This window comes from Gracilibacillus phocaeensis (assembly GCF_900626275.1).
Lineage (GTDB): Bacteria > Bacillota > Bacilli > Bacillales > Amphibacillaceae > Gracilibacillus > Gracilibacillus timonensis.
In genome coordinates this window covers 471149-494963 of record NZ_LR131143.1, presented here as the reverse complement: position 1 = coordinate 494963, position 23815 = coordinate 471149, and the positions used below count along the sequence as shown (strand labels likewise).

The window sequence follows — 23815 nt, the reverse complement described above, 5'->3', positions numbered from 1 at the left end:
GTCAAATCTTCATCAGAACGTACAAGATGTTTTTAGGATTTGGAAGACGTGCTTACTACGATTTTAACAAGACTATAGTTTGATGAAATAAAAAATAAATACAAACACTTGTTCTTTTTGGTGATAGATGCTATACTAGTTTTAGAACTTCACCACGATCCATTCTCCTATAACCTCGCAAAGGACGTGCTATAATGACCGTACTATCACTTGTTCGCGAAGCACCTCAGACCTACACCAAACATGACCAACTATTCAAATAATTGATCCACCACTTTTTTGAAGAATTTCTGGAGGTCTTTTTCCCTGATGTCTATGCTTATTTAGATTTTGCAACCATCAAGCCCCTCTCGGAAGAAGTATTTTCCGACTTGCATGATGGAGACGCCCGTCGCCTGGATATTGTCGTAGAAGCCAAGTTGAAGGAAAGCGATGCCGTTCTGATTATCCATGTCGAACCACAAAGTTACCAGCAATCGAATTTCCATGAACGCATGTTTCTTTATTTTAGCATGCTGTATAATAGGTATAGAAAACCAATTGTGCCGATTGCCGTTTTTAGTTACGAAGAGGATTGGGAATATGATCAATATACGATGGCTTTCCCTTTTCATCATGTGTTAACGTTTAATTATATGATCCTTCATTTGCGCAAAAAAGATTGGCGCGACTACATTCAGTCGGACAACCCAGCAGCGGCTGCCCTTCTGAGTAAAATGGGCTATTCTGAAGAAGAGAAGATAGAGGTGAAGAAAGAATTTCTGCGTATGCTGGTACGCATGAAACTGGATCCAGCCAAAGAACGCTTGATTTATGGCTTTTTTGAAAGCTATTTAACCCTAAATGAAGAAAAGGAGGAAGAACTAATGGAGGAAATCAAACGATCGGACGATGCCGAAAAGATTTTGGAGCTTCCTATTTCGTATGAGGAGAAAGGAAAGGAAATAGGGAAAAAAGAAGTCGCCATAGAAATGTTGGAGGAAGGATTTTCTTTAGATCTAATTTCAAGAATTACCGGTTTGGAAAAAGACGTAATCGAGGCGTTAAAAGAGGACCTCTAAATCATATTCCGATCTCGAAGTCCATATTGGTCTTGGGATAGGTCTAACAATATTTGCCGTTGTTCTTTTCTCTTGTTCTTATTCTGAACCCTTTTTCACTACTGATCAACCGAAAGCATTAGACATTGTAACAGTTGTGAAGGTATGAGGACACAAAGACTCGTTAAATGATTATAAAAAGATAAATCCAAAGTGTGTATATTTTTATGGAATCCTTTGCGTATTCATATAAACGTGGAAATGCCCTTTTCATGATAGCTTTAATTTTTTTTGTAAAGTAAAGCGGTGCTAATTGTTCATAATAACGAACAAACAAATTATGATGTTTCATATGTATTTCATGAATCCCACCTATCATTGCATAGTATAAAAAAGGGATAACATAGCGGTAAAAACCTATGTTATCCCTTGCTAACCCGTTATAATCTACTGTTGCTTAGCAGTCGTATACTGCTTACGTGCGATCTTAGCTGCTTCGACCATCTTCTCCAAAGCGGCGACCGTTTCTGTTTCTTTCCTTGTCTTGAGGCCGCAGTCTGGGTTGATCCAGAATTGTTCCACATCAATGGTTTCTAAGGCCCGATCAATATTGGTTAGCAATTCTTCCACAGATGGAATACGTGGACTGTGGATATCATAAACGCCGAGCCCAATTTCCTTTTGATAATCATTTTTTTCAAAGGTTTCGACCATTTGCCCGTGACTACGTGAGGTCTCGATAGAAATCACGTCGACGTCTAATCCGTCGATCGCTTCGTAAATGGAACCGAAATCTGAATAGCACATATGAGTGTGAATTTGCGTTTCAGCTTTCACCGATGTAGTAGCTAAACTAAAGGCATGAACAGCAGCGTCGAAATAGGCAGGCCATTTTAATTTATCCAGCGGAAGTCCTTCACGTAATGCCGGTTCGTCGACTTGGATGATTTGAATGCCTGCTTCTTCCAATGCCAACACTTCTTTCTCCAATGCCAACCCGATTTGATCTTGTACAGTAAAGCGAGGTAATTCTTCATGGACAAAAGACCAGTTAAAAATGGTGACCGGTCCTGTAAGCATCCCTTTTACTGGACGTTTAGTCAGTGACTGGGCATAGGCGATCTCTTTAACGGTAATCGGACGATCCCATTCCACATTACCAGCTAATAATGGTGGCTTGACGCAGCGGGAACCATAGGATTGTACCCAGCCAAACTCGGTAACGGCAAAGCCTTTTAATTGTTCTCCAAAGTATTCGACCATATCGTTACGCTCGAATTCACCATGCACGAGCACATCCAAATCCAGATCCTCTTGTATTTTGATCCATCTTTGTGTTTCTGATTGCACGAATTCTTCATATTGTGCATTGGTAATCTCTCCTCGACGCCACTTGGTACGGGTGCGTTTCACCTCTGGCGTCTGGGGAAGACTGCCGATCGTAGTTGTTGGCAAAAGCGGCAGGTTCAGTTCTGCATGCTGTAGTTTCTTTCTCTCACTAAAAGGCAAACTGCGCACAGCTTGTTGATCCGCTGCTTCAGGTGTTTGGTTACGATAATCCGATTGATCGAGCTGTTGAATTGCCGTTTGACTTGCACTGATTGCTGTTTGTACGGTTTCTTTTCCTTCTGTTAATGCCTTTGTTAATACGGAAATTTCCGTTAACTTCTCATCAGCAAAACTAAGTCCTTCTTTTACGATATCATCCAGCTTTTCCTCTAATGTTTTTGTCACCGGTACATGTAATAGGGAAGAAGACGGCTGTACCAAAAGGGTATCTACTGAAGTAGCTTCTAGAATGTCTTGTAATAATTGATATTTTGTTTCCAGATTGGCGCGCCAGACATTTCGACCATTGATCACGCCGGCCCCTAATACCTTGTCTTGTGGAAAACCGAATTTCTGAATAAGTGTAAGACTATCTCCATGCACAAAATCAAGCCCAATTCCAGCCACTGGTAAAGCGATCACTCGCTCATAGTGCTGTACGGTTTCGAAATAAGTCTGCAGTAAAATGTTAATGTTCGGTATTTCTGTGGCAAAAGCCTGATATACCCGTTCTACGGTGCTGATTTCTTTTTCTGATAAATTTGTGCCTAAGATCGGTTCATCAATCTGTACCCATTCTGCGCCGGCTTCCGCTAGTTCTTGTAACACCTGTTGATAAAGCGGAAGTAACTGGTCAATCCAATGATCAAAGTCCTTCGTTTGATATTTTTTAGCTAATTTAATTAATGTGACCGGACCGACAAGAACAGGTTTACCATGAATCCCTAGTTCTTCTTTAGCCTCTTGATAATAAGTAAGCGCCCGGTTCTCATTTAGTTTTGGTGTCGTTCCCTCTAATTCCGGTACAATATAATGATAGTTGGTGTTGAACCATTTCGTCATTTCTGCTGCCACGGCATTGGTCTCGCCGCGAGCAATCGCAAAATAAGTAGATAACTCGGTTGGATCATGATGCTGAAAACGCTTAGGGATCAGATTAAAGGCAATCGCTGTATCCAAGATATGGTCATAAAAGGAGAAATCTCCTACTGGAATCAGATCAATCCCTTGTTCCTGTTGCTTTTTAAGGCTGTGCAGGCGTAATTGTTTCGTTTTTGACTTTAGCTCTTCTTCGTTGAGATTTCCTTGCCAAAATGCCTCGATTGCTCTTTTCCATTCTCTTTTTTCGCCAATACGAGGGTAGCCTAGGTTATTACTTAAGATAGTTGTCATTTAAAAAACTCCTTTATTTGATTAGTTTTTTTAACGGATGCTCTCTTCTTGTTTTTGATTGACTTGCTTATGCACATACTTAGTTAACTCAACGGTTAATGGATAGTGCATAAACGGGGTAATGATATAGACGCCATGAAAATAGCTTAGTACGGTGTCGATCAATTCTTTGGCAATTTCAACACCTTCTTGCAGACTGTCGGTGCGGTTATCGTGCTGCTGCATTCTAGCTCTTACCTCATCAGAAAGTTTCATCCCTGGTACCTCATAATGCAGAAATTCGGCATTGCGATGAGAGGTAAGTGGCATAACCCCGACAAAAATCGGTTTGTCAATATGTTTGGTTGCCCGGTGGAGAGCGATGATTTGTTCATGATTAAAGATGGGCTGGGTAAGAAAATAATCGGCACCATGCTTTATTTTTCGCTCCATTCGTTTAACGGCCTTATCCAGATTAGCAACATTCGGATTAAAGGCAGCTGCCACTTGGAAATGGCTTTTTGTTTTTAAAGAACTGCCGGAGAAGGATAATCCTTCATTGCTTTGTTTGATTAAGCGGGTCAGCTCAAAGGATGTGACATCAAACACCGAAGAAGCCCCAGGGAACCCGCCAATGCGAGTAGGATCGCCTGTAATCGCTAGGATTTCATGTAATCCGAGTGTGTGTAAACCCATTAAGTGAGATTGTAAACCAATCAGATTGCGATCTCGACAAGTCAAGTGAATAAGCGGTGTAACCTTGCAGCCTGCTTGCTTCATCTTGATTGCCATAGCTACATTACTGATGCGTGGTGTGGCGAGAGAATTGTCTGCCAGTGTAATTGCGTCTACTCCCGCTTTTTCTAAGGCAAATGCTCCTTTGATAAAATCTTCCGTATCCAAATGTTTTGGTGCATCGAGCTCCACAATCACGGTTGTCTGTTTAGCTGCTTTCCCTGCTAGTGTTTCTTCTGGTGGTGGAGATTCTGTTTGCTTTTCAGCTGGGAAATGGAGCGGAATGACCTCCTTGCTTTCTATCGGTTTCAGTCCAGTGACGCCATTCTTTAAGGCGCGAATATGTTCAGGAGTAGTACCACAGCAGCCCCCGATCAAATGCACTCCTTGGTCACGGAAATCTTTAGCGCACTGTTCAAAGTAGTTACTAAACTGATTGTAAACTAGTTTGCCATTTTGATAGGATGGCAGACTAGCGTTCGGATAAGCAGCCAAATAGGCTTTCTCCAGAAGCGGTACCGATTCTAATGCCTTGATCATAAAGTGTGGTCCCAAATGGCAATTCACACCGACGACATCGGCACCGATATCTTCTAATGTTTGTAATGCCGTTGACAGAGCCATACCATTTTCCATTACTCCTGGCTCATGCATGGATACATTGGCGATAATCGGTAGATCGGTTTCTTTTCTGGCAATCTGTAACACCTGTTTTATTTCCTCAAAGTCGTAATAGGTTTCCAGCAGTATGCCATCGACACCCTCTAAAAGAAGGGAAAAGAGCTGCTCTTTAAAACCACGAATAATATCCGACTCGGAGGTGTCCAATTTCTGTACTCCTCTGATTCCACCAATCGTGCCAACCACATTTGCCTGATTCCCTGCCGCTTGTTTGGCAAGCTGTACTGCCTTGGTGTTCAATTCATGCACATCATTCTCCAAGCCATAACGCGATAGTTTAATATAGTTAGCGCCATATGTATTGGTTTGAATAAGCTCTGCGCCGGCCTCGATATAGGATCGGTGTACACTTAAGATTTGTTCAGGGTGCGTAGTATTGTATGACTCAAAACAGCGGTTGCCTCCATGCGCATACAGTAAGGTTCCCATTGCTCCATCCGCTACTACTAGTTGATTTTTCAGTTTTTCCAAAATGGTTGTCATATTTTGCTTCACCTCTTTTCAAAAAATATAAAAAAATCCCCGTCTGCTTAAAAGACGGGGATTTGATTCTGCCATAGCATCTCATCTTTCAAGCATTCATTGCTTGCTGGAAGTAGCACCTTGTCTGTAATAGACGGTTGCTGAGGTATCAAAGGGCCAGTCCCTCCACCTCTCTGGATAAGAAAGATATTTAATTTTCAGTAACATTTGTAAGTATGTTACAGCATTTTTTAACAGAGCGCAACCCTTTTTTTGAAAAAAATTAAGAAGTGGTCAAAGTGTTTGGAGATAGAGTGAGGCTTTTTCTAGTTCCATACTTGACTTGCAGAGAGGAAATAACATAAGATAATAATAGTTGAAAATGATTATCAATTAAGGGAGAGTGGTTGCTATGACGTTAAAACAAACCATCAGAGAACGCCGCTCCATATCGGCTTATCAAGATAAGGAAGTATCGGCAGCATTAGTAGAAGAATTATTGGAAACGGCGATTTGGGTACCCAATCATAAATTGACCGAACCGTGGCGATTCGTATTTGTGCAAGGAGAAGCCAAACGAAACCTGGCGGAGATCAACCGGGAAGTGGCAATGGCCAAAAGTAACACCGATAACAAAGAAGATTTACAAGTGATCAGCGATAATGCCTTTGACAAAATAAACCGCGTACCGTTCCTCTTTTTTGTGATTAACACCCTGCACACCGATGCGAAATTAAGAGAAGAAGACTACGCTGCTAGCAGCTGTCTGATTCAAAATTTCAGTCTGTTGGCATGGGAGGAAGGGTTAAGTACTTTTTGGAAAACGGGTAAATTGGCGACCTGTGCAGAAACGGCGGAATTGATTGGTTTGACAGAGAACGAGAGAGTCGTAGGCCAGATTCAAGTTGGCTATCCAGCCAAGTCCCCAACCCCAACTCCTAGATTTGCGGCAAAAGATAGGATTACGGTAGTGGAATAAGTAAGATGCTTGGTCCCCCTTTTTTTTATATAGAAGGGGGATTTTGGTATAAGGTGAGCCTTTTTCCTAATAATCTTGTCCCGCAATGATGTTCCATTCGTTATATGCACGGCGAATAGGGAATGTTGTCTCTATTGATTTTCCATCTTCTTCGATTTCTACCGTTGCTTCATATTCCTGATCATTTACTTGCTGTATGTTTACTATGTTTGTGTCTGTTATGTCTTGACTAATAGTATGATAGACCTCTTTTTGATCTTCTTTATTGGGAAATCTGACATCTCTGCTAGATTGAAGTAATACTTCCGTGTCATTCTCCTCCAGAGCTTCGAGATATTAATTCAGCAGCGTTTTTATGTCTGCTTCAGACGTTTCAGAAGTTTGACTTGTACGTCCAGTTAAAATAAATAAAAATAGGGCAATGGACATGTAGTATTTGACTTGTCTCAGGTATGGTACCTCCTAATTAAAAAATAGTATTATACCATGATTAACAAGCGTTCTCTATGTAAACTTCTAGGTGCAATAACGATTGTAATGAATAGAAAAGGCATTCATTTTGTGCATTGTTTTACTGTATTCCTCGTATTACAATGAATATATAGACAAGATAATTAGTCAGGTGTGAACGTAAGAGGTTAAATGGCGTTCATAAAATCATTCTTAGTTAACATTAGGAAGGAGCATGAATATGGATGTCTTACGTAAATATTGGCTACCTGTATTGATTTACCTGCTGACTTTTCTCATTGTCCCTTACTTTATGATGGAGCAAGTAGAGGATGGATTAGCACTTGCTATCATTGATTTATTTCTACTTAATTCCATTGCTGTCTTTTTGGGTGTTTGTTACATCACTTACAAGTATGGTTTTGATTGGGTGAATTTGCTTATCATAGCGCTTCTATACTTATTGTCTTGTTATACCATTTGGAATGAATCGGCCCTTGTTTACTTTGTTCTTTATGGGATCGTCGCTGGTGTTGGCCTTTTAGTAGGTTATCTTTTCAGAAAGAAACTGCGGAGCCGTCCGCAATAGATCAAGTTGATTAAGGTGCGGCCGTTTCATTGGAGAATCAGGTTGCTCTAGTGAGGGAGGACACATCATGCGTCTTTTTAGAAAAAAATACTGGTGGTGGATACTTATTCCGATTATCACCCTGCTGTGTTTGTTTTTATTACTATCATACTACTATCCATTGTCATTTCTTAGTATCAATCAACAATATGAGTTCACACCTGAACCCGTGATAACGGATCAATACGAACAATCATTAGACCACCTAAAAGGGAATCGCAGTGAAATGAAAACAAATGATTTAACGGTTATTAGAGTTCAACAAGGTTTAGGGGATGTTTATTTTCAAGATTTATTAACCAGTGAGGAGTCGGTTGTGTTTAACAAGGATACCCTTCTTTCTATCCAACAAGAAGTGGTGGAAACGAGAAAATGGATGCTGGATCTGGCTACTAGTGAGGAGTATGACGAAACTACCAAAAACTATTTATGGGTGTTGTTGAGCCACCTGATCTATATGGAAAGCAGATTGCAAAAAATAGCACTTACTTCCGATACCTATTCGAGAGAAGAATGGGATCAAGTGTTAGATGAACTGCATATACATTTTGACACAAGCTTAGAGCATTTTAATACGTTTTATGATAGCCATATCGATCGTTCTAATCCTTGAAATGGGGAGGTTGTTATTCGTTGCTAAGAGAAACCATTGTATGATATTAATCGTTGCAATGGTGTTGCCTTATTTATTTCCAAATGATGATGGATTGTATATTCTGCTATCTATGATTGCATGGTTTATCATTCTATCAATTAGCTGGAGTTTTTAGACAATGAAACAATGTGAAAAAGTGGCAGATAAGTGAGTGCAACTAGTTGTGTGAAACTTGAATCAAAAAAACAAATGAGGAGTGTAATAATGTCAGATAATCGTTTTGAAGAAGTTTATACTCAAGGAAAATGGAAGGTTACTAAGGTTATTCGTGATAATGAGACAGGTGTTTTGTATATGCTGCATCAAGAAGGCTATGGGGCTGGATTGACTGTTATGGTTGATCAAGACGGTAAGCCTCTAGTGGATAATCATTTTAAAAAGTAAAGAGGACCCGCCAATTATAAAGAAATGTGAAAAACGATTAACTTGAACAAAAAAAGACCCACAGCCTTCTAAAACTGTTGGTCAAAAAGGGACACTGTTTTGCGAGGAAAATGTAAAGCATGATAACTTGGAACAACTATAGTATAGCAAAGGATTGCAAAGCAGTAGTTAAGCACAGGTTAAGTTTTTGTAAATTTAGGATATGTCCTTTGCAGCCAAATAAAAAGCCAGTCAGCTTGCAAAAATAACATAAAATGAAAAAAATATTGCGAAACCATGTATAAAATCTAGCAATGTTGCCCAATAATGACGAGTGTGACAAGCTTTTGTAACATCGTAATCTTTGTTACAAACTCTTAATCTCAGTGTAACCACAGAGCTATTTTTGTGTGTTATATTGGGGCTTGTCAACATGAAAGGAGGCAACATTGATGAAAAAAGTTTTAATGTCAATGGGCGTTGTAGCAACTAGTTTTTGTATTGCTTTACCAATCTCTGCAGCAGAATATGAGGTGGAACAAGGTGATAACTTGTGGTCCATTGCTGATGAAAATAACACATCAGTTGCGGAATTGAAGGATCTTAATCAACTAGATTCAACCATCATTCATCCAAACCAAATCTTACAGATAGATAAAGAAGAAATACATGTGGTAGAAAAAGGAGAAACCCTAGGTGAGATTGCTAAAGAACATGGGGTGAAAGTAAAAGACCTCAAAGATTGGAACAACCTTGACTCACATATTATCCAAATTGGACAAGAATTAACGATTGAAGAGTCTAACAAGGAAGCAGCTCCTTCCACTGAACCGAAGCAAGAACAACCTCAACAAGAAACTGCAGAGGAACCTCAACAAGAAGAACCTCAGCAAGAACCAGTTGAGCAAGAACAACCTAAGGAAGAAGAAGTTACAGCGGAACCAACTAGTGCTCCTGCTGAAGAACAAACGGCCGAAACACAATCAACAGAATCCGATTCTTCTCAGCAAAGTGGAGAAACTATCAACGTAACGGCTACTGCCTATACTGGACAATGTGATGGATGTTCTGGAATTACTGCAACAGGTATTGACTTGAATGCCAATCCAAACGAAAAGGTGATTGCAGTAGATCCGAACGTGATTCCATTAGGTTCTAGAGTACATGTAGAAGGTTACGGTGAAGCAATTGCAGGCGATACTGGCGGTGCGATCAATGGAAACAAAATTGATGTGCATGTGCCAACAAAAGATGAGGCATACAGCTGGGGCGTTCGCTCTGTAGAAGTTACTATTTTAGATTAATAACCACATTTATTACTTAACTCTCTCACACCGCCATGTGGGGGAGTTTTTATTTTTGACGCAAATCCCACAGCTGTAAATAATCAATGATTCACTGTTTATGTATTATGTAAATTCCCAAAATTAAGATAATATAAACTTATTTTAGAATAATAAGCAGTTATTTTATGGGCGAAAAGTACAGGTTAAGCACGATAATAGATGTTTGATAATTAATTGAGAGAGATTAAAACAATCCCTCCAGCTAAAGTATCGATAACTATTTCTTGAATTTTTAAAGATAAAAAAGCACTTGCTATTTTTTGTGATGTCCTTTAAACTAAAATAACAACGTTGTTATTTAAGCGATTACAAAAAATGAGAGGTGCAAAAAGTGAAGAAAAAGTATGTACTGGTAGGGACAGGTGGACGTGCGGAATTTTTTTATGGGTCGATGGTTCGAGATTTTCAGCAAACTTGTGAGCTAATGGCTTTTTGTGATGTGAATCAGACGCGGATGGACTATGCCAACCATTTGTTGGAAGCATCTTATGGAGCAGCGAAAGTCCGTACTTATTTAGCTTCGCGATTTGAGGAGATGATCAAGGAGGAGCAGCCGGATATTGTGATTGTTACCTCCATGGACCGTACGCATCATCGTTATATTATCAAGGCATTGGAGCTAGGGTGTGATGTCATTACCGAAAAACCAATGACCGTCGATGTGGAGAAAACACAAGCAATTATTGATGCGGTAGAGCGTACTGGTCAGCAGGTGCGAGTTACCTTTAACTATCGTTATGCTCCACATAACACAAAAGTACGTGAATTAATACGTGATCAGGTGATCGGCAGGGTAAATTCTGTCCATTTTGAATGGGCGCTGGATACGCAACATGGCGCGGATTATTTCCGCAGGTGGCATCGTGATAAACGTAATAGCGGCGGCCTGCTTGTGCATAAATCAACCCATCATTTTGATCTGGTTAATTTTTGGCTGGATACCGAGCCTGATATAGTCTATGCGACAGGCGGTCTGCGTTTCTATGGAAAGGAAAATGCTGAAGAGCGTGGTGTGACCAAGTTTTATGAACGTGCTTATGGCAGTGAGGTGGCGAAAGAAGATCCATTTGCGATTGATATGGAAAGCAATCCGCATTTAAGAGGGATGTATCTGGATGCAGAGCATGAAGATGGTTACCATCGCGATCAAAGTGTCTTTGGTGATGGTATTAATATAGAAGATACCCTTGGTGTCAACGTGACCTATAAAAACAAAGCAATTCTAACCTATTCCTTAAATGCTTATCTGCCATGGGAAGGATTCCAAATTGCCTTTAACGGAACAAAAGGGCGCATTGAACTATCTGTTGGAGAACAGTCTTATATTAACTCAGGCGGTGAAAAAAGTGACGAGGGTAAATTAAAACAAAAGTCACTCCGTGTTATTCCGATGTTTGGTGAGCCTTATGAAGTAGAAATTGAAGAAAAAGCAGGAGGTCACGGCGGCGGTGATCCAGAATTATTACATGATCTATTTGGCGATCCAAAAGAAGATGCCTTCCATCGTGCTGCTTCTCATGTGGATGGTGCTATCTCTATCTTGACGGGAATTGCAGGGAATCAGTCATTGGCAACAGGGCAGGCTGTAAAGGTAGATAGTTTGGTTGATTTAAAGCGTTAATAAAGATAGAAACGAAGAAGCTGGTTCCATGAGAGAGCCAGCTTCTTTATTTTTAACAAAGGTCAAGATCTATCACCTTTTTTCTGCTATATCCTCTATTCCTCTTGCTCCAATTCGACCGAGTCATTATTGATGGTCTGGCTTTCCATCGAGAAACCCAACACGCTGAAGCCAGTGATTAATAGAAGAAATAACACAATCAATAATTTTCTCATGAGCCATCCCTCCATTTGTCAATCCAAACTATATTGTATATCATAGAGAGCATAAAAACTATAGAAATTTTGTGGAAATATTTCAAAAAAAAAGAGGGGGAGACTTCATGGGTCATTCATTACAAGAAGCGGAAGTGGTGCAAATAGAAAGCATTGGCGAAGGGGCACGCGTCTGTCTGGATTTTGTCGATCAGTTAGCACCAACAGAAGGGCTGTTAGTCGGCAACACAGGTCATGGTTACTTGGTCGTGTTAGCAGAGAATCGCACAACGGATACCTACCCGGCAAGACCTTTTCGTATTAATGTTGGAGCTATTCATCATTATTTGATCAAAGAAGGAGAGCAGTCGGCTTATCTGGCGGAATTGCAGCCAGGAAATCGACTTTCACTGATTAACGAGAAAGGAGAGACGCGCTCTCTAGCCATTGGAAGAATCAAGATCGAAAAACGTCCATTACTAAGGGTGGTTACTAAGATAGGAGAAACGGAGATATCCGCTACATTACAGGAAGCAGATAGTGTCCATGTATTAGGACCTAATCAGGAGGAGAAGCAGATCCTATCTTTAGAAGTGGGCGATCAAATCATGATCTGTGTTGACCAGCCCGGAAGACATTTAGGAGAGAAAATAGACGAGGAGATTGTTGAGTTTTGAAGTGCCATGGTGAAATCTCCACTGCAAGAGATTTCACCTATCTTATTAAATTAAAAAAATGGAAAGAAAGATAAGCGCAAACGTAGCTAAAAAGCTCAGCGTTACAACCGATTTTGCGGAGCTATTCGATTTCGACAGGAATGATACGAGTATCCAATATAAACCTGATATCAACAAGGATGCAAAAAGAAAAATCAACCATCCATTCTGTTCAGCGCCGATCTGAAGCTCTCCGGTAATGCCTAAAAAGATAAACAGGCATATAAGTAATACTTCAGTTATCGTAAAATAACCGGGACTTTTTTCCAAAAACGATGTTGAAAGAAATCTTCATGCTTCTGGATTTGGAAATAAACGATGAGATAATTAAATCCTAAAATCACCAAAATAAACAGCGAGATACTTAATTGTATAGCGCCGCTTTGGCTGGATGATATAAAGGCAGAAAAAAGATCATGACCTTTGATTTCTATAAAAATAAAAAATAAGGCCAAGACGAAGATACTAATGATTTGGTAGATACTCCACTTCTTAATGAGTTTCACCTCGCTTGTTTCATTTGTAAATGTAAAGTAACAGAATCCCAGACGCAAGACCCTTTGCAAGGCGATTGGAAATCTGCTGAACTTCATTAAATGGATCTTCAGCATGTAACTCCACTCGGTGAACTGTCATCTTTGTGCAAGCCCATATCGTCAGTTGTTGGTGATCCTATCGTTGTATGGACAGCAAACAGACCCTATATGAACCGAGACGTGCAAAACGAGGACCGGGTTGTGGCATGGAGGCCGGTTTTTCTTGCATGTTATACCAACAAGCTAAAACTCCTTTTGTGAAGAATTTTACAACTAGTTAGCAATCCAGTCCTCTACGGTCAGTACATATGACATCTATCCACAAGTTATACTCATAAATCAAATCTACCAGCCGTGAAAATCAGTGAATTTGTGCCAACCTTAAAAGACCATTAAATGAACAAAGTTTTGTGAAAGATTCAGTAGTTTGATATAATTAAAAAGAACTAGAAGCAAGTTCCGGTTCTTGATAAAAATGTCCTATTAAAATAAAAATAGCTCAACCCTGCAATAATCGGTAGCGGGGTAAAGCTATTCAACGTGCACTTGTGTTACAACTCTGCCTGAAATGGTAGCAAAGGAATAACACTAGATTACCTTTAGATTACACTATTATTCATTGAAAGTCAATATTATAATTTAGCAAACAAGGAGGTTAAAATGAACTATCTAATTTATTTCGACGAGTCAAACAAAATAGACCAATTTAATGAAAGGTTTTCATATTACGGCGCTTATGGTGCTTCAGATAAATCTTTAGCAGAGATAGTGAAAATAATAAGAAAAATATATATAGACAATCATTCAAAAAGTGAGCTTCATTTTACAAAATATACAAAAGATACAAACATAAAAAAGTATTTTAAAACTTTAAATGCCGTTATAACAAGTGAGCTTAGAATAAATATTCTAATCGTAAATAATGAAGATGCGTTATCTTCAGCAGCTAGATTGGGTTTAAACACAGAAGAATTGAGAAATTTGTTCTATATTAAAATACCTGAACGACTATTTTATGGCTTAACAAGAGATTTATCTGATTTAACAAAAGACGACAAACTAGTTTCTGTAAAATTAAAAATCGACAATAATGAAGAGTATGAAAAACTTAATCTAAATGAAAAATTAGTTGAGCAAATGAATGCACATGCTGCCTATAGAAATAAAAACTATCGTGTAATGAAATCAATTACACTTGATTCAAAAAAATCAATTCCATTACAAATAATTGATACCTTTATGGGGATAGTAGTATTTCTCATCGAAAAAAGTTATATGGATAATACGAATTCAACTATTATAAAAAGCGATTTAATTTATAGAGTTCTTATAGAAAAAGCCAATATTTATCGCTTCCAAAAGCAAATTAAATTATTTGAATGGACGGGTAGTGAAGAATTAAAAGAAATAAATATAGGTGACTACCTCTCCTCTTTTATCGTTTATAAATCAAACTATGATATAGAAGAAATAACAAAAATGAAAGATATTTTGCTGACTAATCCTTCAATTAAGACTAAAGATTTACGTAATATAATGGGATATCCTAATACGAGAAGGAACCAATTATTAGGATATAAAAACCATATTGAAGGTATTGGAAGGAACTCTTTTCTTTTGAACTAAGGAAACTTGATTTGACTGATTTAATAATTCTAGCTCTCCTAAATGATTTAAAACATCGCGCTCGTTGATTAGATCATTACCTACTATACAGCTTCTCTTCTCTTTCTTACACCCTATCAATTTCCACTTAATAAAGCTTTACTTTATCAAATAAATGTTTGTAAATAAATTAACAATATAACAAAAAAATATAAAAATTGATAAAATTACCTAATTGATAGAAATTGGATCACTAGCGTCGCATAAATATATTCTGAATTTTCTGACTATTATTTTCTGCTTTTTTGATGAAAAAGAAAGACAACCAAGCAAAGGTAGTAAACATCCATTTTTTTACTATAGCTATTGACCTAAGCAACAACGACAAGAAATGCTTTAGGGAACACTTTTCCCTTGAATTTTGCGAATCCAGATATGAGCCGATTTCCACAAGGCAGCTTTTAAATATCGACTGATTTGTAAATAGGTACGCTTACTTTTGGTTTCGAGTTGGATCAACACGTTTAAACAGTAGACGATCATGGCGATGTACACTTGATTATGGACGGCTTGTTCGCTCTGACCATAAAACTTTTTAATGTTTAAGTGCTGTTTCATCCATTTGAAAAATAATTCAATGGCCCAGCGTGATTTATACAACTCAGCGATTTCATCCGCATCTAAATCAAAGCGATTTGTCAGAATTTTCAGCTCATTACCTTTTGAATCGATGACTTTCAAAAGTCGAAATACGTTCTCTGATCGATTTTGCGTAGTTCCAATCACGACCATTTCATCAGATAAAACATCTGAATTTTCTGGTAAGCTGAACGTTTCCAATGTACGAGTGACGGCATTTTTACGTACGCGTGAGACGAAGAAATACCCTTCGTCTGTCATGCGATCAAATCGTTCGTAGTCTAAATATCCTCGATCAAACACGTACATGCAGGCTTTATCATCGACTAAGACTTCGAGTTGGCCTCGATCGTGTACTTTCGCGTTAGTAAGCACTGCTTGATCTGGATAGGAACAACCCTTCTCCATATAAACCAAACGTAGATGAAGCTTGACGCCAGCTTTTGTTTTGCGGAACTTTGCCCAATTGTGGTTATTCAAGCATAGTGGCAGGGTACTGGAATCAATGATTTTTAATGGCGTTGTCGTTTTTCGTCTCGTTTGATAATCCGATTTTTCATGAATTTGCGTCACTAAATGCAGAAAAATGGCCTGAAAGAATTCTGTAGGAATGTGATTCAAACGTCTCCCTAATTGGGAAAAGCTAATAGAATCAAGATTGGTTGCCTGTTGTAATTCTTCTGAAAAAACACTATCGCTAACAGCACGCAAACTTTCTGTCTCATGGAGTTGCGCATACAGTAATAATTTCATGAAAGATGTCATATAAAGCTTTTTGGTATAGTAATCTAAATGATAGTTTTCCACTTGTTCCTGCAAAAAATCTGATGAAAGAAGAGAAAACCATTGTTCAAATGATGTTTTTCGAGTAAACTTATCCATGTGTTAGTCCTTTATTTTGGATTTGGATCGGTTTACTACCACCCAACCATTATAAAGGATTTTTTTACGGTTGAACATATTTTTCAGAATATTCTGATTTTAATGCTGGACTGAATTATTTTAATGCGACACTAGTGAAATTGGATGAATATAATAATATACAATGGTAACCAAGCTAGAGCGTGTAGGCTCCTTTGTTTAAAGTAACATAGTTATAATTTATCAAAGGAGAAGAGAATATCAGTGAGGCAATCCTTTAAAGTAAGCAAGTAGTAGCAACAGAAGAATAGTTATGTTGGTTTGTTACAAATAGAAGTTTTAGGAGGGGTGCATGAAAGTCTTTTTAAAGCGGTTACTGAATCAAGTGTTTGCTCAACTACCCGAATATTCCCATCCCATAATCAACATCAAACTATCCAAATTTTCTGACCATTTTGATCAAAAATGATTGACAAATGCTGACGACCGTACTATGATAGTAACAACATTCTAAATCAATGGCGCAGACGAAGAGTAGTAGCTTGATTCCTCATACAATAAGAGAGCTGATGGTTGGTGTGAATCAGCGTATGGGATAAGTGAATGGACTTTTGAGCTACCAAACCGAACGATTTTCTAGTAGGCTTTGGCGAGAATCCCACTCGTTATAAAGGGAACATGTTGCATAGACATGATAAGTGAGTTGCTTTTTGGCAGCTAATAAAGGTGGTACCACGGGTTTCCTCGTCCTTTGCGGATGGGGAGACCCTTTTTGTATACAAGAGGTTGTTCAAAAAGTCCAATAAAAATGACGCATCGAATTTCTGCGTTAGCTTGCTCTTCCGGTACTCACGTATGAAAGGCATACGATCCGTTCCTCTGAGCTGCGCCGCCTTGAACTTCTTGGTCCTTTTTATCGAACTTTTTGAACTAGCATTATAAATAAAATCAGTGAGAAGGAAGAGTACAGCAATCCACTGTATCAAAGAGAGCCGGGGTGGCTGGGAACCTGGCATACATGAATGTTGGAATGGACCTTTGAGAGTGCCTTAGAAATCAGAGTACAAGGCAACGATTCATCCTCGTTAACGGATCATGAGTGGAAGGTAGCTTTTTTGCCTTCAATATAGGTGGCACCACGGTGAGAAACCGTCCTTATGCATACTGCAATCGGTATGTATAAGGACGGTTTTTTTAATGAAAAAATGATAGAGGAGTGACAGCAATGATCTCATATAAGAGTGTTACATTAAATGGTGATACGATCACACCAATCACCATTTTTCATCGACTGAAAGGGAAGAAAAAATTTTTATTAGAGTCTTCTGGTAGTCATAGTGATAAAGGACGGTATTCGTTTCTTGGCTTGAATCCATACAAAGAAATTATTGGTGCAGCAGCTGAAACCGTTGTGAAGAATCATACGACTGGCACAGAGGAGAAGGTGCAGGAGAAACCACTGGAGGTTGTCAAGGCGCATATCCCGAAAGAGGAACTGCCCTTACCATATGCCTTTTACAGCGGAGCGATTGGCTATATTGGCTATGACACCATTCGACAATATGAAGACATTGGCGAGCTGTTGGACGACGAGATCCATATGCCGGATGTACACATGATGTTTTATCAAGATGTGATTGTCTTCGATCATATGAAACAACAGTTGACATTAATGACCGTGAACCTAGATGGAACTAGGGAGAATCAACAGCTAGAGCAGCAATTAGAAAAGCTTCAGGAAGATATTTTAACACCAGAGAGTTATATGCCTGATGAAGATTTAGCCATTAGCTTCAATACTTCCATCTCTAAAGAAAAATTTATGGGGATGGTGGAAGAAGCGAAACAGCATATTAAAGATGGAGATATTTTTCAGGTGGTGTTGTCTCAACGAATGAAGGCAAGTTTTACGGCAGATCCATTTGTTTTCTATCGCAAATTAAGGGTAGCTAATCCATCTCCTTATATGTATTTTATTGATTTTGATGATTATATTGTGTTGGGAGCTTCTCCAGAGAGCTTGATCAAGACAACGGGTACTCAAGTAGTGACCAACCCTATTGCTGGAACAAGACCGCGGGGGCAAACGGTGGAAGAAGATCAGCAATTAGCCCTTGATTTATTGGCGGACGATAAGGAATTGGCCGAACATAAAATGTTAGTTGATCTAAGCCGGAATGACTTGGGGCGTGTGTGTGAAACGGGATCGATTACGATTCCTAAGTATATGGAAGTCGAACGTTTTCAGCATGTCATGCACATCGTTTCAGAGGTCCATGGGCAGCTAACCCCAGCTTATACAGGGTTAGACGCCTTAATATCGGCGTTGCCCGCTGGAACTGTCTCTGGCGCACCGAAGATTAGGGCAATGCAGATTATCAATGATTTAGAGAATAAGAAGCGCGGCACTTATGCTGGAGCCGTTGGTTACATCAATATGAATGGGGATTTGGACTTGGCATTGGCCATCCGCACGATGATGATTAAAGGACAACTAGCATATGTGCAAGCAGGAGCAGGGATTGTATATGATTCCGATCCCGCACTAGAATACCAGGAAACACTTAACAAAGCCAAATCCTTATTGGAGGTGACCCAGAAATGATATTATTAATCGATAATTATGATTCCTTTACCTATAACTTGTATCAATATATTACGGAACTGGGAAAACAGGTTGAAGTAGTGCGTAACGATAAAATCACGATCGACGATATGGTGACAATGAACCCGGAAGCTATTATTCTTTCGCCGGGACCAGGAACACCGGAACAGGCCGGTATTTGTATCGAGGTGGTAAGGCAGCTTGCCAACAGGTTCCCGATCTTAGGTATTTGCTTAGGACACCAAGCTATTGGGGCGGCTTACGGAGCGGACATTATCCATGCAGGACAGATTAAGCATGGTAAGACATCGATGATCCGGCACCAGAATGATGAAATCTTTAATTACCTGGAACAGCCGTTAGAGGTCATGCGCTACCATTCACTAGTAATCGATCAAGCGACGCTGCCTAATGAATTAGTCATAACGGCAACGGCCATGGATGACAGGGAGATTATGGCCATCAAACATACCTATTTACCCGTTTATGGGTTGCAATTCCACCCTGAATCTATCGGTACAGGCAAAGGCAAGAAAATATTGAACAATTTCTTTGAGGCGATTAGAAAGGAGCAAAAGGCATGAAGGCATATTTGAAAAAGGTGTTGGAAAAAGAAGATTTGTCACTGAAAGAAATGGAAGAAGCAGCGAGATTTATTTTTGCTGAGGATACAAATGATATAACGATCGGAGCGTTTTTAACGGCATTAAAGGCCAAAGGGGAAACCGCTGATGAAATTACTGGTCTTGTCAATGTTTTGTTAGAAATATCACCTCTGGCACTTCCGGATGAATTGGACGAGGCGATGGATAACTGCGGTACCGGAGGGGACGGTTCACAAAGCTTTAATGTCAGTACGACCTCCGCCTTTGTGATCGCAGGTGCAGGAATTACCGTTGCCAAGCATGGAAATCGCAGTATTTCCAGTAAAACAGGCAGTGCCGATGTCTTAGAATACCTCGGAGTGCCGTTAGAGTTTACACGACCAGAAACCTATGAGATCTTAAAAGAGAATGGTATCGCCTTTTTATTTGCTCCTAATGTACATCCAGCTATGAAGCGGGCGATGACAGTGAGAAGAGAGTTAGGTGTTCCAACCATTTTTAACGTGATAGGGCCATTGACTAATCCCGTTAAGTTAACCTCTCAATTGATGGGTACTTATCATCGTGAATCATTAGAGACGATGGCAAGAGTGTTAGGGAAATTAGGACGCAGGCGTGCCTTAGTCGTGAATGGTGCCGGACATATGGATGAAGCATCTTTAGCTGGAGAAAATCATTTGGTATTATTAAACCATGGTCAGATTGAAAAATTCACCCTTCATCCCGAAGAGACTGGATTGCCAGTGATTGATAATGACTTGATCAAAGGTGGCGATGCGAAAGATAATGCCGTGATATTACGTCAGGTATTAGAAGGAAAGAAAGGTCCGCATCGTGATACGGTTTTATTAAATGCAGGATTGGGTATTTTTGCCAATGGAACAGCAGAAACGGTGAAACAAGGGATAGAATTAGCACGGGAGTCGATTGATTCAGGAGCCGCATTGGCCAAACTGGAAAACCTTATTACGATCAGCAATAAACTAAAGCAAGGGGTATAGTATGACGATCTTAGATAAGATTTTAACGGAAAAGAGAAAAGAAGTGGATGTATTAAAGCAGGATTATAAGCCAGGTACTATTCAAGGCAAACGAGTGAATGTTTCCTTATTCGATACTTTTATGCAGTCGGATCGAATGAGTATTATTGCTGAGATGAAGCGGGCTTCGCCATCTAAAGGCCTAATTAATGATGGCGTGGATCCAGCCGAGCAAGGACGTCTATATGAGGATTGCGGAGCAGGAGCCATTTCCGTATTAACCGATACGCCTTTTTTTCAAGGGTCCATTCGCGATATGCAGGATGTGCGAGAAGTGGTTCATGTACCCGTATTAAATAAGGACTTTATTATCGATGAGATTCAAATAGACCGTGCGTATGATGGTGGAGCTAACTTGATTTTGTTGATTGCAGCGGCCTTATCAGAAGAACGGCTGGCGGAATTGTATGCTTATGCAGCGAATAAAGGTTTAGAGATTTTATTTGAAGTGCATAATCAGGAAGAATTACAAGTAGCCAAGCGGCTGGGAGCTCGAATTATCGGCGTGAATAATCGTAATCTAAAGACATTTGAGGTTGATCTTGCTGTTACGGAGCAATTGGCCGCCGAGATTGACACGGAAAAAGTGCTTTTGATCAGCGAAAGCGGAATGAGAACGACCGCAGATGTCGAAAGAGTGAAAAAGGCAGGTGCTAAGGCGATCCTGGTCGGCGAAACGATGATGCGTTCTGGCGATTTAAAGGAAACCTTTCAATCATTAAGAATACCGTTAGGAGAATGAGTGATGACTCAAGTCAAAATATGTGGACTGCGAAGTCAAGCAGCTGTGCAGACAGCAGTAGAAGCAGGCGCTGATTTTATTGGATTTGTGTTTGCCGATAGTAAGCGGCGCGTGACTAAATCGGAAGCGGCAGAACTGGCAACAGCCATCCCGGATCATGTCAAAAAGGTTGGTGTCTTTGTTAATGAGGACATCGCAACAATACATGACATTGCTGAGACAGTAGGTTTAGATTATATTCAGCTACACGGCGACGAAACTCCTGCCTTTTGCGAAAGATTGAACTATCCTGTGATCAAGGCATTTGAAGTGCATAACCAGCAAGATTTAGAGCGGCTAGCCGATTATGATTGTGCCTATTATTTATTAGATAGCCCAGCTGGCCGTTATCGTGGCGGAAGTGGTCAAGTCTTTGACTGGTCTTTAACAACGTCGTATGATTTTTTGGAGAAAAAGATTTTATTAGCTGGCGGTTTGCGTGCAGATAATGTATCCGAGGCGATTAAGGAAGTGCAGCCGGCTGGAGTGGACGTATCCAGTGGTGTGGAGACAGATGGAACAAAGGATCTTACAAAGATCAAGGCATTTATACAGGCGGTAAGGAAAGGAGATGACAATCGTGGCATATAACGTACCAAATCAAACCGGTCATTATGGAGAATACGGGGGCAGGTTTGTACCAGAAACATTAATGCCCGCAGTATTAGAACTGGAGAAGGCTTATCATGAGGCAAAAGATGATCCAGCATTTAACGAGGAATTTCAACATTACCTAGAGGAATACGTCGGCAGGGAGACACCGCTTTACTATGCCGAACGATTTTCGAAAAAACTGGGTGGCCCGAAGATCTATTTGAAGCGGGAAGATTTAAACCATACTGGCGCACATAAGATTAATAATGCGCTGGGCCAAGCCTTGTTAACATTACGAATGGGAAAAAAGAAGGTTGTAGCTGAGACGGGTGCTGGACAGCATGGTGTAGCGACGGCAACGGTCTGTGCCTTGCTTGGTTTAGAGTGTGTGATTTTTATGGGTAAAGAGGATGTACGCCGGCAAAAATTGAATGTTTTCCGAATGGAGCTTCTAGGGGCCAAGGTAGAGAGTGTTGAACAAGGAAGCGGCACGTTAAAAGACGCGGTGAATGAGGCGTTACGTTACTGGGTAAGCCATGTCGAGGATACTCACTATATTATTGGTTCGGTCGTAGGTCCGCATCCATTTCCACAGATTGTTCGCGACTTCCAAAGCATGATTGGGTCAGAGACAAAACAACAATTGCAGGAAAAAGAAGGTTGCTTGCCGGATGCTGTGGTTGCTTGTATCGGCGGTGGCAGTAATTCGATGGGGATGTTTTATCCATTTGTAGAAGATGAAACGGTAAAGCTCTATGGTGTAGAAGCTGGCGGTGAGGGTGTGGATACGGATAAGCATGCCGTCACATTAAACTATGGAAGCAAAGGTGTCCTGCACGGTACGATGACCTATTTGCTGCAGGATGATAATGGCCAGATTCAAGAGGCACATTCGATTTCAGCTGGTTTGGACTATCCAGGAGTTGGGCCAGAACATAGCTATTTGCGTGACCAGGGTCGGGTGAACTATGTTGATATAACCGATGCGGAGGCATTGGAAGGATTACAGGAACTATCGAAAACAGAAGGTATTATCCCGGCATTAGAGAGCGCCCATGCGATTGCCTATGCAACGAAGCTGGCAAAAGAGATGAAAGAAGATGAAGTGATGGTGATTTGTCTATCGGGTCGTGGTGATAAAGATGTAGAAACCGTCCGTGAGGCGTTAGGTGGTGAAGCAAATGGGTAAACAAAAACTAGATCAGGCATTTACGGAAGTATTGGAGCGAGGCGACAAGGCCTTTGTGCCATATATAATGGCGGGTGATGGCGGTTTAGATCAGCTGAATGAGCAATTGGCTTTTCTTGAGGAAGCGGGAGCGACGGCCGTTGAATTAGGAATTGCCTTCTCTGATCCCGTTGCGGATGGTCCAACGATTCAGGAAGCAGGTTTACGGGCGTTGAAGCAAGGTGTTTCGTTAAGCGCCGTGTTAGAGAAATTACAGGAAACAAAAGAAACGCGGCAACTACCAATTGTGTTGATGACCTATATCAATCCGATTCATGCCTATGGGGTGGAAGCATTCGCTGCGACTTGTGCAGACGCTGGCGTGGATGGCTTGATTATTCCTGATTTACCATTGGAAGAGGAAGGCATGATCGTCCCTGCCTTACAGAAGAATGCGATTGCCTTGATTCGTTTGGCTGCCTTAACCAGTACCGAGGAGCGCCTTGTGGAAATCGCTCAACGCACCGAAGGCTTCTTATATGCAGTCACCGTAACGGGCACAACGGGAGTGCGCAGTGCTTTTCAAGAAAACTTAGGCGAGCATTTGGCGAGATTACGTAAACAGAGCAATGCCCCTGTATTAGCTGGATTTGGTGTGTCTACGCCAAAGCATGTAACCTCACTTACCGAGCATTGCGATGGCGTGGTCGTCGGCAGTAAAATCGTAGACGCTCTGCATAAGGGAGAGCGTGAGGAGATTCGTGCGTTGATTGCCGCAGCGAAAAAAACGGTCAAGGAGCAATAATCATGC

At 40.3% G+C, this 23815-nt stretch carries 20 protein-coding genes, 1 riboswitch and 2 other annotated features; of the genes, 16 read left to right on the top strand and 4 right to left on the bottom strand.

The annotated features are described in order from the left end of the window. Nucleotides 1-263: 263 nt before the first annotated feature. Nucleotides 264-1061 carry an RpnC/YadD family protein gene (locus E0E32_RS06825; RefSeq protein WP_286171771.1) on the top strand — a complete coding sequence of 266 codons (798 nt, stop codon included), beginning with the start codon at nucleotides 264-266 and terminating at the stop codon, nucleotides 1059-1061. Between the two features lie 426 nt (nucleotides 1062-1487). Here the strand turns inward: E0E32_RS06825 and metE are convergent, their stop codons facing one another. Together metE and E0E32_RS06815 are read right to left on the bottom strand one after the other, a co-directional pair. Then, nucleotides 1488-3761 carry a 5-methyltetrahydropteroyltriglutamate--homocysteine S-methyltransferase gene (gene metE, locus E0E32_RS06820; protein WP_066188357.1) on the bottom strand — a complete coding sequence of 758 codons (2274 nt, stop codon included), beginning with the start codon at nucleotides 3759-3761 and terminating at the stop codon, nucleotides 1488-1490. Between the two features lie 30 nt (nucleotides 3762-3791). After that, entirely contained in the window at nucleotides 3792-5639 is a 1848-nt protein-coding gene (locus E0E32_RS06815; protein ID WP_066188355.1) for a bifunctional homocysteine S-methyltransferase/methylenetetrahydrofolate reductase, read from the bottom strand. 78 nt (nucleotides 5640-5717) lie between these two features. Then, a riboswitch (SAM riboswitch) is annotated at nucleotides 5718-5823 on the bottom strand. A 207-nt stretch (nucleotides 5824-6030) separates the two neighbouring features. Here E0E32_RS06815 and E0E32_RS06810 point away from each other — a divergent pair. The 7 genes from E0E32_RS06810 to E0E32_RS06780 all read left to right on the top strand — a co-directional run bounded on the left by E0E32_RS06810 (nucleotide 6031) and on the right by E0E32_RS06780 (nucleotide 12531). Next, nucleotides 6031-6597, top strand: a complete 567-nt coding sequence (locus E0E32_RS06810; protein WP_130859350.1) for a nitroreductase family protein — start codon at nucleotides 6031-6033, stop codon at nucleotides 6595-6597. 691 nt (nucleotides 6598-7288) lie between these two features. Next, nucleotides 7289-7636, top strand: a complete 348-nt coding sequence (locus E0E32_RS06805) for a hypothetical protein (RefSeq protein ID WP_130859349.1) — start codon at nucleotides 7289-7291, stop codon at nucleotides 7634-7636. 67 nt (nucleotides 7637-7703) lie between these two features. Then, nucleotides 7704-8288: a hypothetical protein gene (locus E0E32_RS06800; RefSeq protein ID WP_130859348.1), complete on the top strand. Its 585-nt coding sequence runs from the start codon at nucleotides 7704-7706 to the stop codon at nucleotides 8286-8288. A 246-nt stretch (nucleotides 8289-8534) separates the two neighbouring features. Further along, nucleotides 8535-8714 carry a DUF6440 family protein gene (locus tag E0E32_RS06795; protein ID WP_130859347.1) on the top strand — a complete coding sequence of 60 codons (180 nt, stop codon included), beginning with the start codon at nucleotides 8535-8537 and terminating at the stop codon, nucleotides 8712-8714. Nucleotides 8715-9145: 431 nt separating this feature from the next. Continuing rightward, the gene (locus E0E32_RS06790) at nucleotides 9146-9997 is read left to right on the top strand and encodes a LysM peptidoglycan-binding domain-containing protein (RefSeq protein WP_130859346.1); all 852 of its coding nucleotides are present in this window, start codon (nucleotides 9146-9148) and stop codon (nucleotides 9995-9997) included. A 373-nt stretch (nucleotides 9998-10370) separates the two neighbouring features. After that, on the top strand, nucleotides 10371-11660 hold the full coding sequence (locus E0E32_RS06785; protein WP_130859345.1) for a Gfo/Idh/MocA family oxidoreductase: 1290 nt from the start codon (nucleotides 10371-10373) through the stop codon (nucleotides 11658-11660). A gap of 322 nt (nucleotides 11661-11982) precedes the next feature. Next, nucleotides 11983-12531 (top strand): 3-dehydroquinate synthase II domain-containing protein, encoded by a 549-nt coding sequence (locus tag E0E32_RS06780; protein ID WP_066188344.1) that lies wholly within the window; start codon nucleotides 11983-11985, stop codon nucleotides 12529-12531. 278 nt (nucleotides 12532-12809) lie between these two features. Here the strand turns inward: E0E32_RS06780 and E0E32_RS06775 are convergent, their stop codons facing one another. Beyond that, a complete protein-coding gene (locus E0E32_RS06775; RefSeq protein WP_130859344.1) occupies nucleotides 12810-13181 on the bottom strand; it encodes a hypothetical protein in 372 nt (123 codons plus the stop codon). 585 nt (nucleotides 13182-13766) lie between these two features. Between E0E32_RS06775 and E0E32_RS06770 the strand changes: the two genes are divergently transcribed. After that, on the top strand, nucleotides 13767-14732 hold the full coding sequence (locus E0E32_RS06770; RefSeq protein ID WP_130859343.1) for a DUF3800 domain-containing protein: 966 nt from the start codon (nucleotides 13767-13769) through the stop codon (nucleotides 14730-14732). Nucleotides 14733-15107: 375 nt separating this feature from the next. On the opposite strand, the gene E0E32_RS06765 is transcribed toward E0E32_RS06770, so the two are convergent. Continuing rightward, complete coding sequence (locus tag E0E32_RS06765) at nucleotides 15108-16232, bottom strand: IS4 family transposase (RefSeq protein WP_130859342.1); 1125 nt, start codon at nucleotides 16230-16232, stop codon at nucleotides 15108-15110. 494 nt (nucleotides 16233-16726) lie between these two features. Continuing rightward, nucleotides 16727-16966 (top strand) — a binding site (T-box leader). Nucleotides 16967-17153: 187 nt separating this feature from the next. Next, nucleotides 17154-17371, top strand: a binding site (T-box leader). Nucleotides 17372-17436: 65 nt separating this feature from the next. Between E0E32_RS06765 and trpE the strand changes: the two genes are divergently transcribed. The 7 genes from trpE to trpA are packed head-to-tail and all read left to right on the top strand — an operon-like array spanning nucleotide 17437 to nucleotide 23809. Then, nucleotides 17437-18816, top strand: coding sequence for an anthranilate synthase component I (trpE, locus tag E0E32_RS06760; RefSeq protein ID WP_207302273.1), 1380 nt, complete (start codon nucleotides 17437-17439; stop codon nucleotides 18814-18816). Next, nucleotides 18813-19400 carry an anthranilate synthase component II gene (locus E0E32_RS06755; RefSeq protein WP_066188336.1) on the top strand — a complete coding sequence of 196 codons (588 nt, stop codon included), beginning with the start codon at nucleotides 18813-18815 and terminating at the stop codon, nucleotides 19398-19400. Before trpE ends, E0E32_RS06755 begins: the two co-directional genes overlap by 4 nt. Next, on the top strand, nucleotides 19397-20422 hold the full coding sequence (trpD, locus tag E0E32_RS06750) for an anthranilate phosphoribosyltransferase (protein WP_066188334.1): 1026 nt from the start codon (nucleotides 19397-19399) through the stop codon (nucleotides 20420-20422). Before E0E32_RS06755 ends, trpD begins: the two co-directional genes overlap by 4 nt. A 1-nt stretch (nucleotide 20423) precedes the next feature. Continuing rightward, nucleotides 20424-21203, top strand: a complete 780-nt coding sequence (trpC, locus tag E0E32_RS22605; RefSeq protein ID WP_066188331.1) for an indole-3-glycerol phosphate synthase TrpC — start codon at nucleotides 20424-20426, stop codon at nucleotides 21201-21203. A gap of 3 nt (nucleotides 21204-21206) precedes the next feature. Further along, nucleotides 21207-21833, top strand: a complete 627-nt coding sequence (locus E0E32_RS22600; RefSeq protein WP_286171770.1) for a phosphoribosylanthranilate isomerase — start codon at nucleotides 21207-21209, stop codon at nucleotides 21831-21833. Further along, the gene (trpB, locus tag E0E32_RS06740) at nucleotides 21814-23025 is read left to right on the top strand and encodes a tryptophan synthase subunit beta (RefSeq protein WP_078059943.1); all 1212 of its coding nucleotides are present in this window, start codon (nucleotides 21814-21816) and stop codon (nucleotides 23023-23025) included. The genes E0E32_RS22600 and trpB overlap by 20 nt, the downstream gene beginning before the upstream one ends. Beyond that, nucleotides 23018-23809 (top strand): tryptophan synthase subunit alpha, encoded by a 792-nt coding sequence (gene trpA / locus E0E32_RS06735; protein ID WP_130859341.1) that lies wholly within the window; start codon nucleotides 23018-23020, stop codon nucleotides 23807-23809. The genes trpB and trpA overlap by 8 nt, the downstream gene beginning before the upstream one ends. The last annotated feature ends 6 nt before the right edge of the window (nucleotides 23810-23815 follow it).

Coding starts and splice junctions, on each gene's coding strand:
- metE (WP_066188357.1), bottom strand. CDS start 3,761: ATGACAACTATCTTAAGTAATAACCTAGGCTACCCTCGTATTGGCGAA.
- E0E32_RS06815 (WP_066188355.1), bottom strand. CDS start 5,639: ATGACAACCATTTTGGAAAAACTGAAAAATCAACTAGTAGTAGCGGAT.
- E0E32_RS06810 (WP_130859350.1), top strand. CDS start 6,031: ATGACGTTAAAACAAACCATCAGAGAACGCCGCTCCATATCGGCTTAT.
- E0E32_RS06805 (WP_130859349.1), top strand. CDS start 7,289: ATGGATGTCTTACGTAAATATTGGCTACCTGTATTGATTTACCTGCTG.
- E0E32_RS06800 (WP_130859348.1), top strand. CDS start 7,704: ATGCGTCTTTTTAGAAAAAAATACTGGTGGTGGATACTTATTCCGATT.
- E0E32_RS06795 (WP_130859347.1), top strand. CDS start 8,535: ATGTCAGATAATCGTTTTGAAGAAGTTTATACTCAAGGAAAATGGAAG.
- E0E32_RS06790 (WP_130859346.1), top strand. CDS start 9,146: ATGAAAAAAGTTTTAATGTCAATGGGCGTTGTAGCAACTAGTTTTTGT.
- E0E32_RS06780 (WP_066188344.1), top strand. CDS start 11,983: ATGGGTCATTCATTACAAGAAGCGGAAGTGGTGCAAATAGAAAGCATT.
- E0E32_RS06775 (WP_130859344.1), bottom strand. CDS start 13,181: ATGCTGAAGATCCATTTAATGAAGTTCAGCAGATTTCCAATCGCCTTG.
- E0E32_RS06770 (WP_130859343.1), top strand. CDS start 13,767: ATGAACTATCTAATTTATTTCGACGAGTCAAACAAAATAGACCAATTT.
- E0E32_RS06765 (WP_130859342.1), bottom strand. CDS start 16,232: ATGGATAAGTTTACTCGAAAAACATCATTTGAACAATGGTTTTCTCTT.
- trpE (WP_207302273.1), top strand. CDS start 17,437: ATGATCTCATATAAGAGTGTTACATTAAATGGTGATACGATCACACCA.
- E0E32_RS06755 (WP_066188336.1), top strand. CDS start 18,813: ATGATATTATTAATCGATAATTATGATTCCTTTACCTATAACTTGTAT.
- trpD (WP_066188334.1), top strand. CDS start 19,397: ATGAAGGCATATTTGAAAAAGGTGTTGGAAAAAGAAGATTTGTCACTG.
- trpC (WP_066188331.1), top strand. CDS start 20,424: ATGACGATCTTAGATAAGATTTTAACGGAAAAGAGAAAAGAAGTGGAT.
- E0E32_RS22600 (WP_286171770.1), top strand. CDS start 21,207: ATGACTCAAGTCAAAATATGTGGACTGCGAAGTCAAGCAGCTGTGCAG.
- trpB (WP_078059943.1), top strand. CDS start 21,814: ATGACAATCGTGGCATATAACGTACCAAATCAAACCGGTCATTATGGA.
- trpA (WP_130859341.1), top strand. CDS start 23,018: ATGGGTAAACAAAAACTAGATCAGGCATTTACGGAAGTATTGGAGCGA.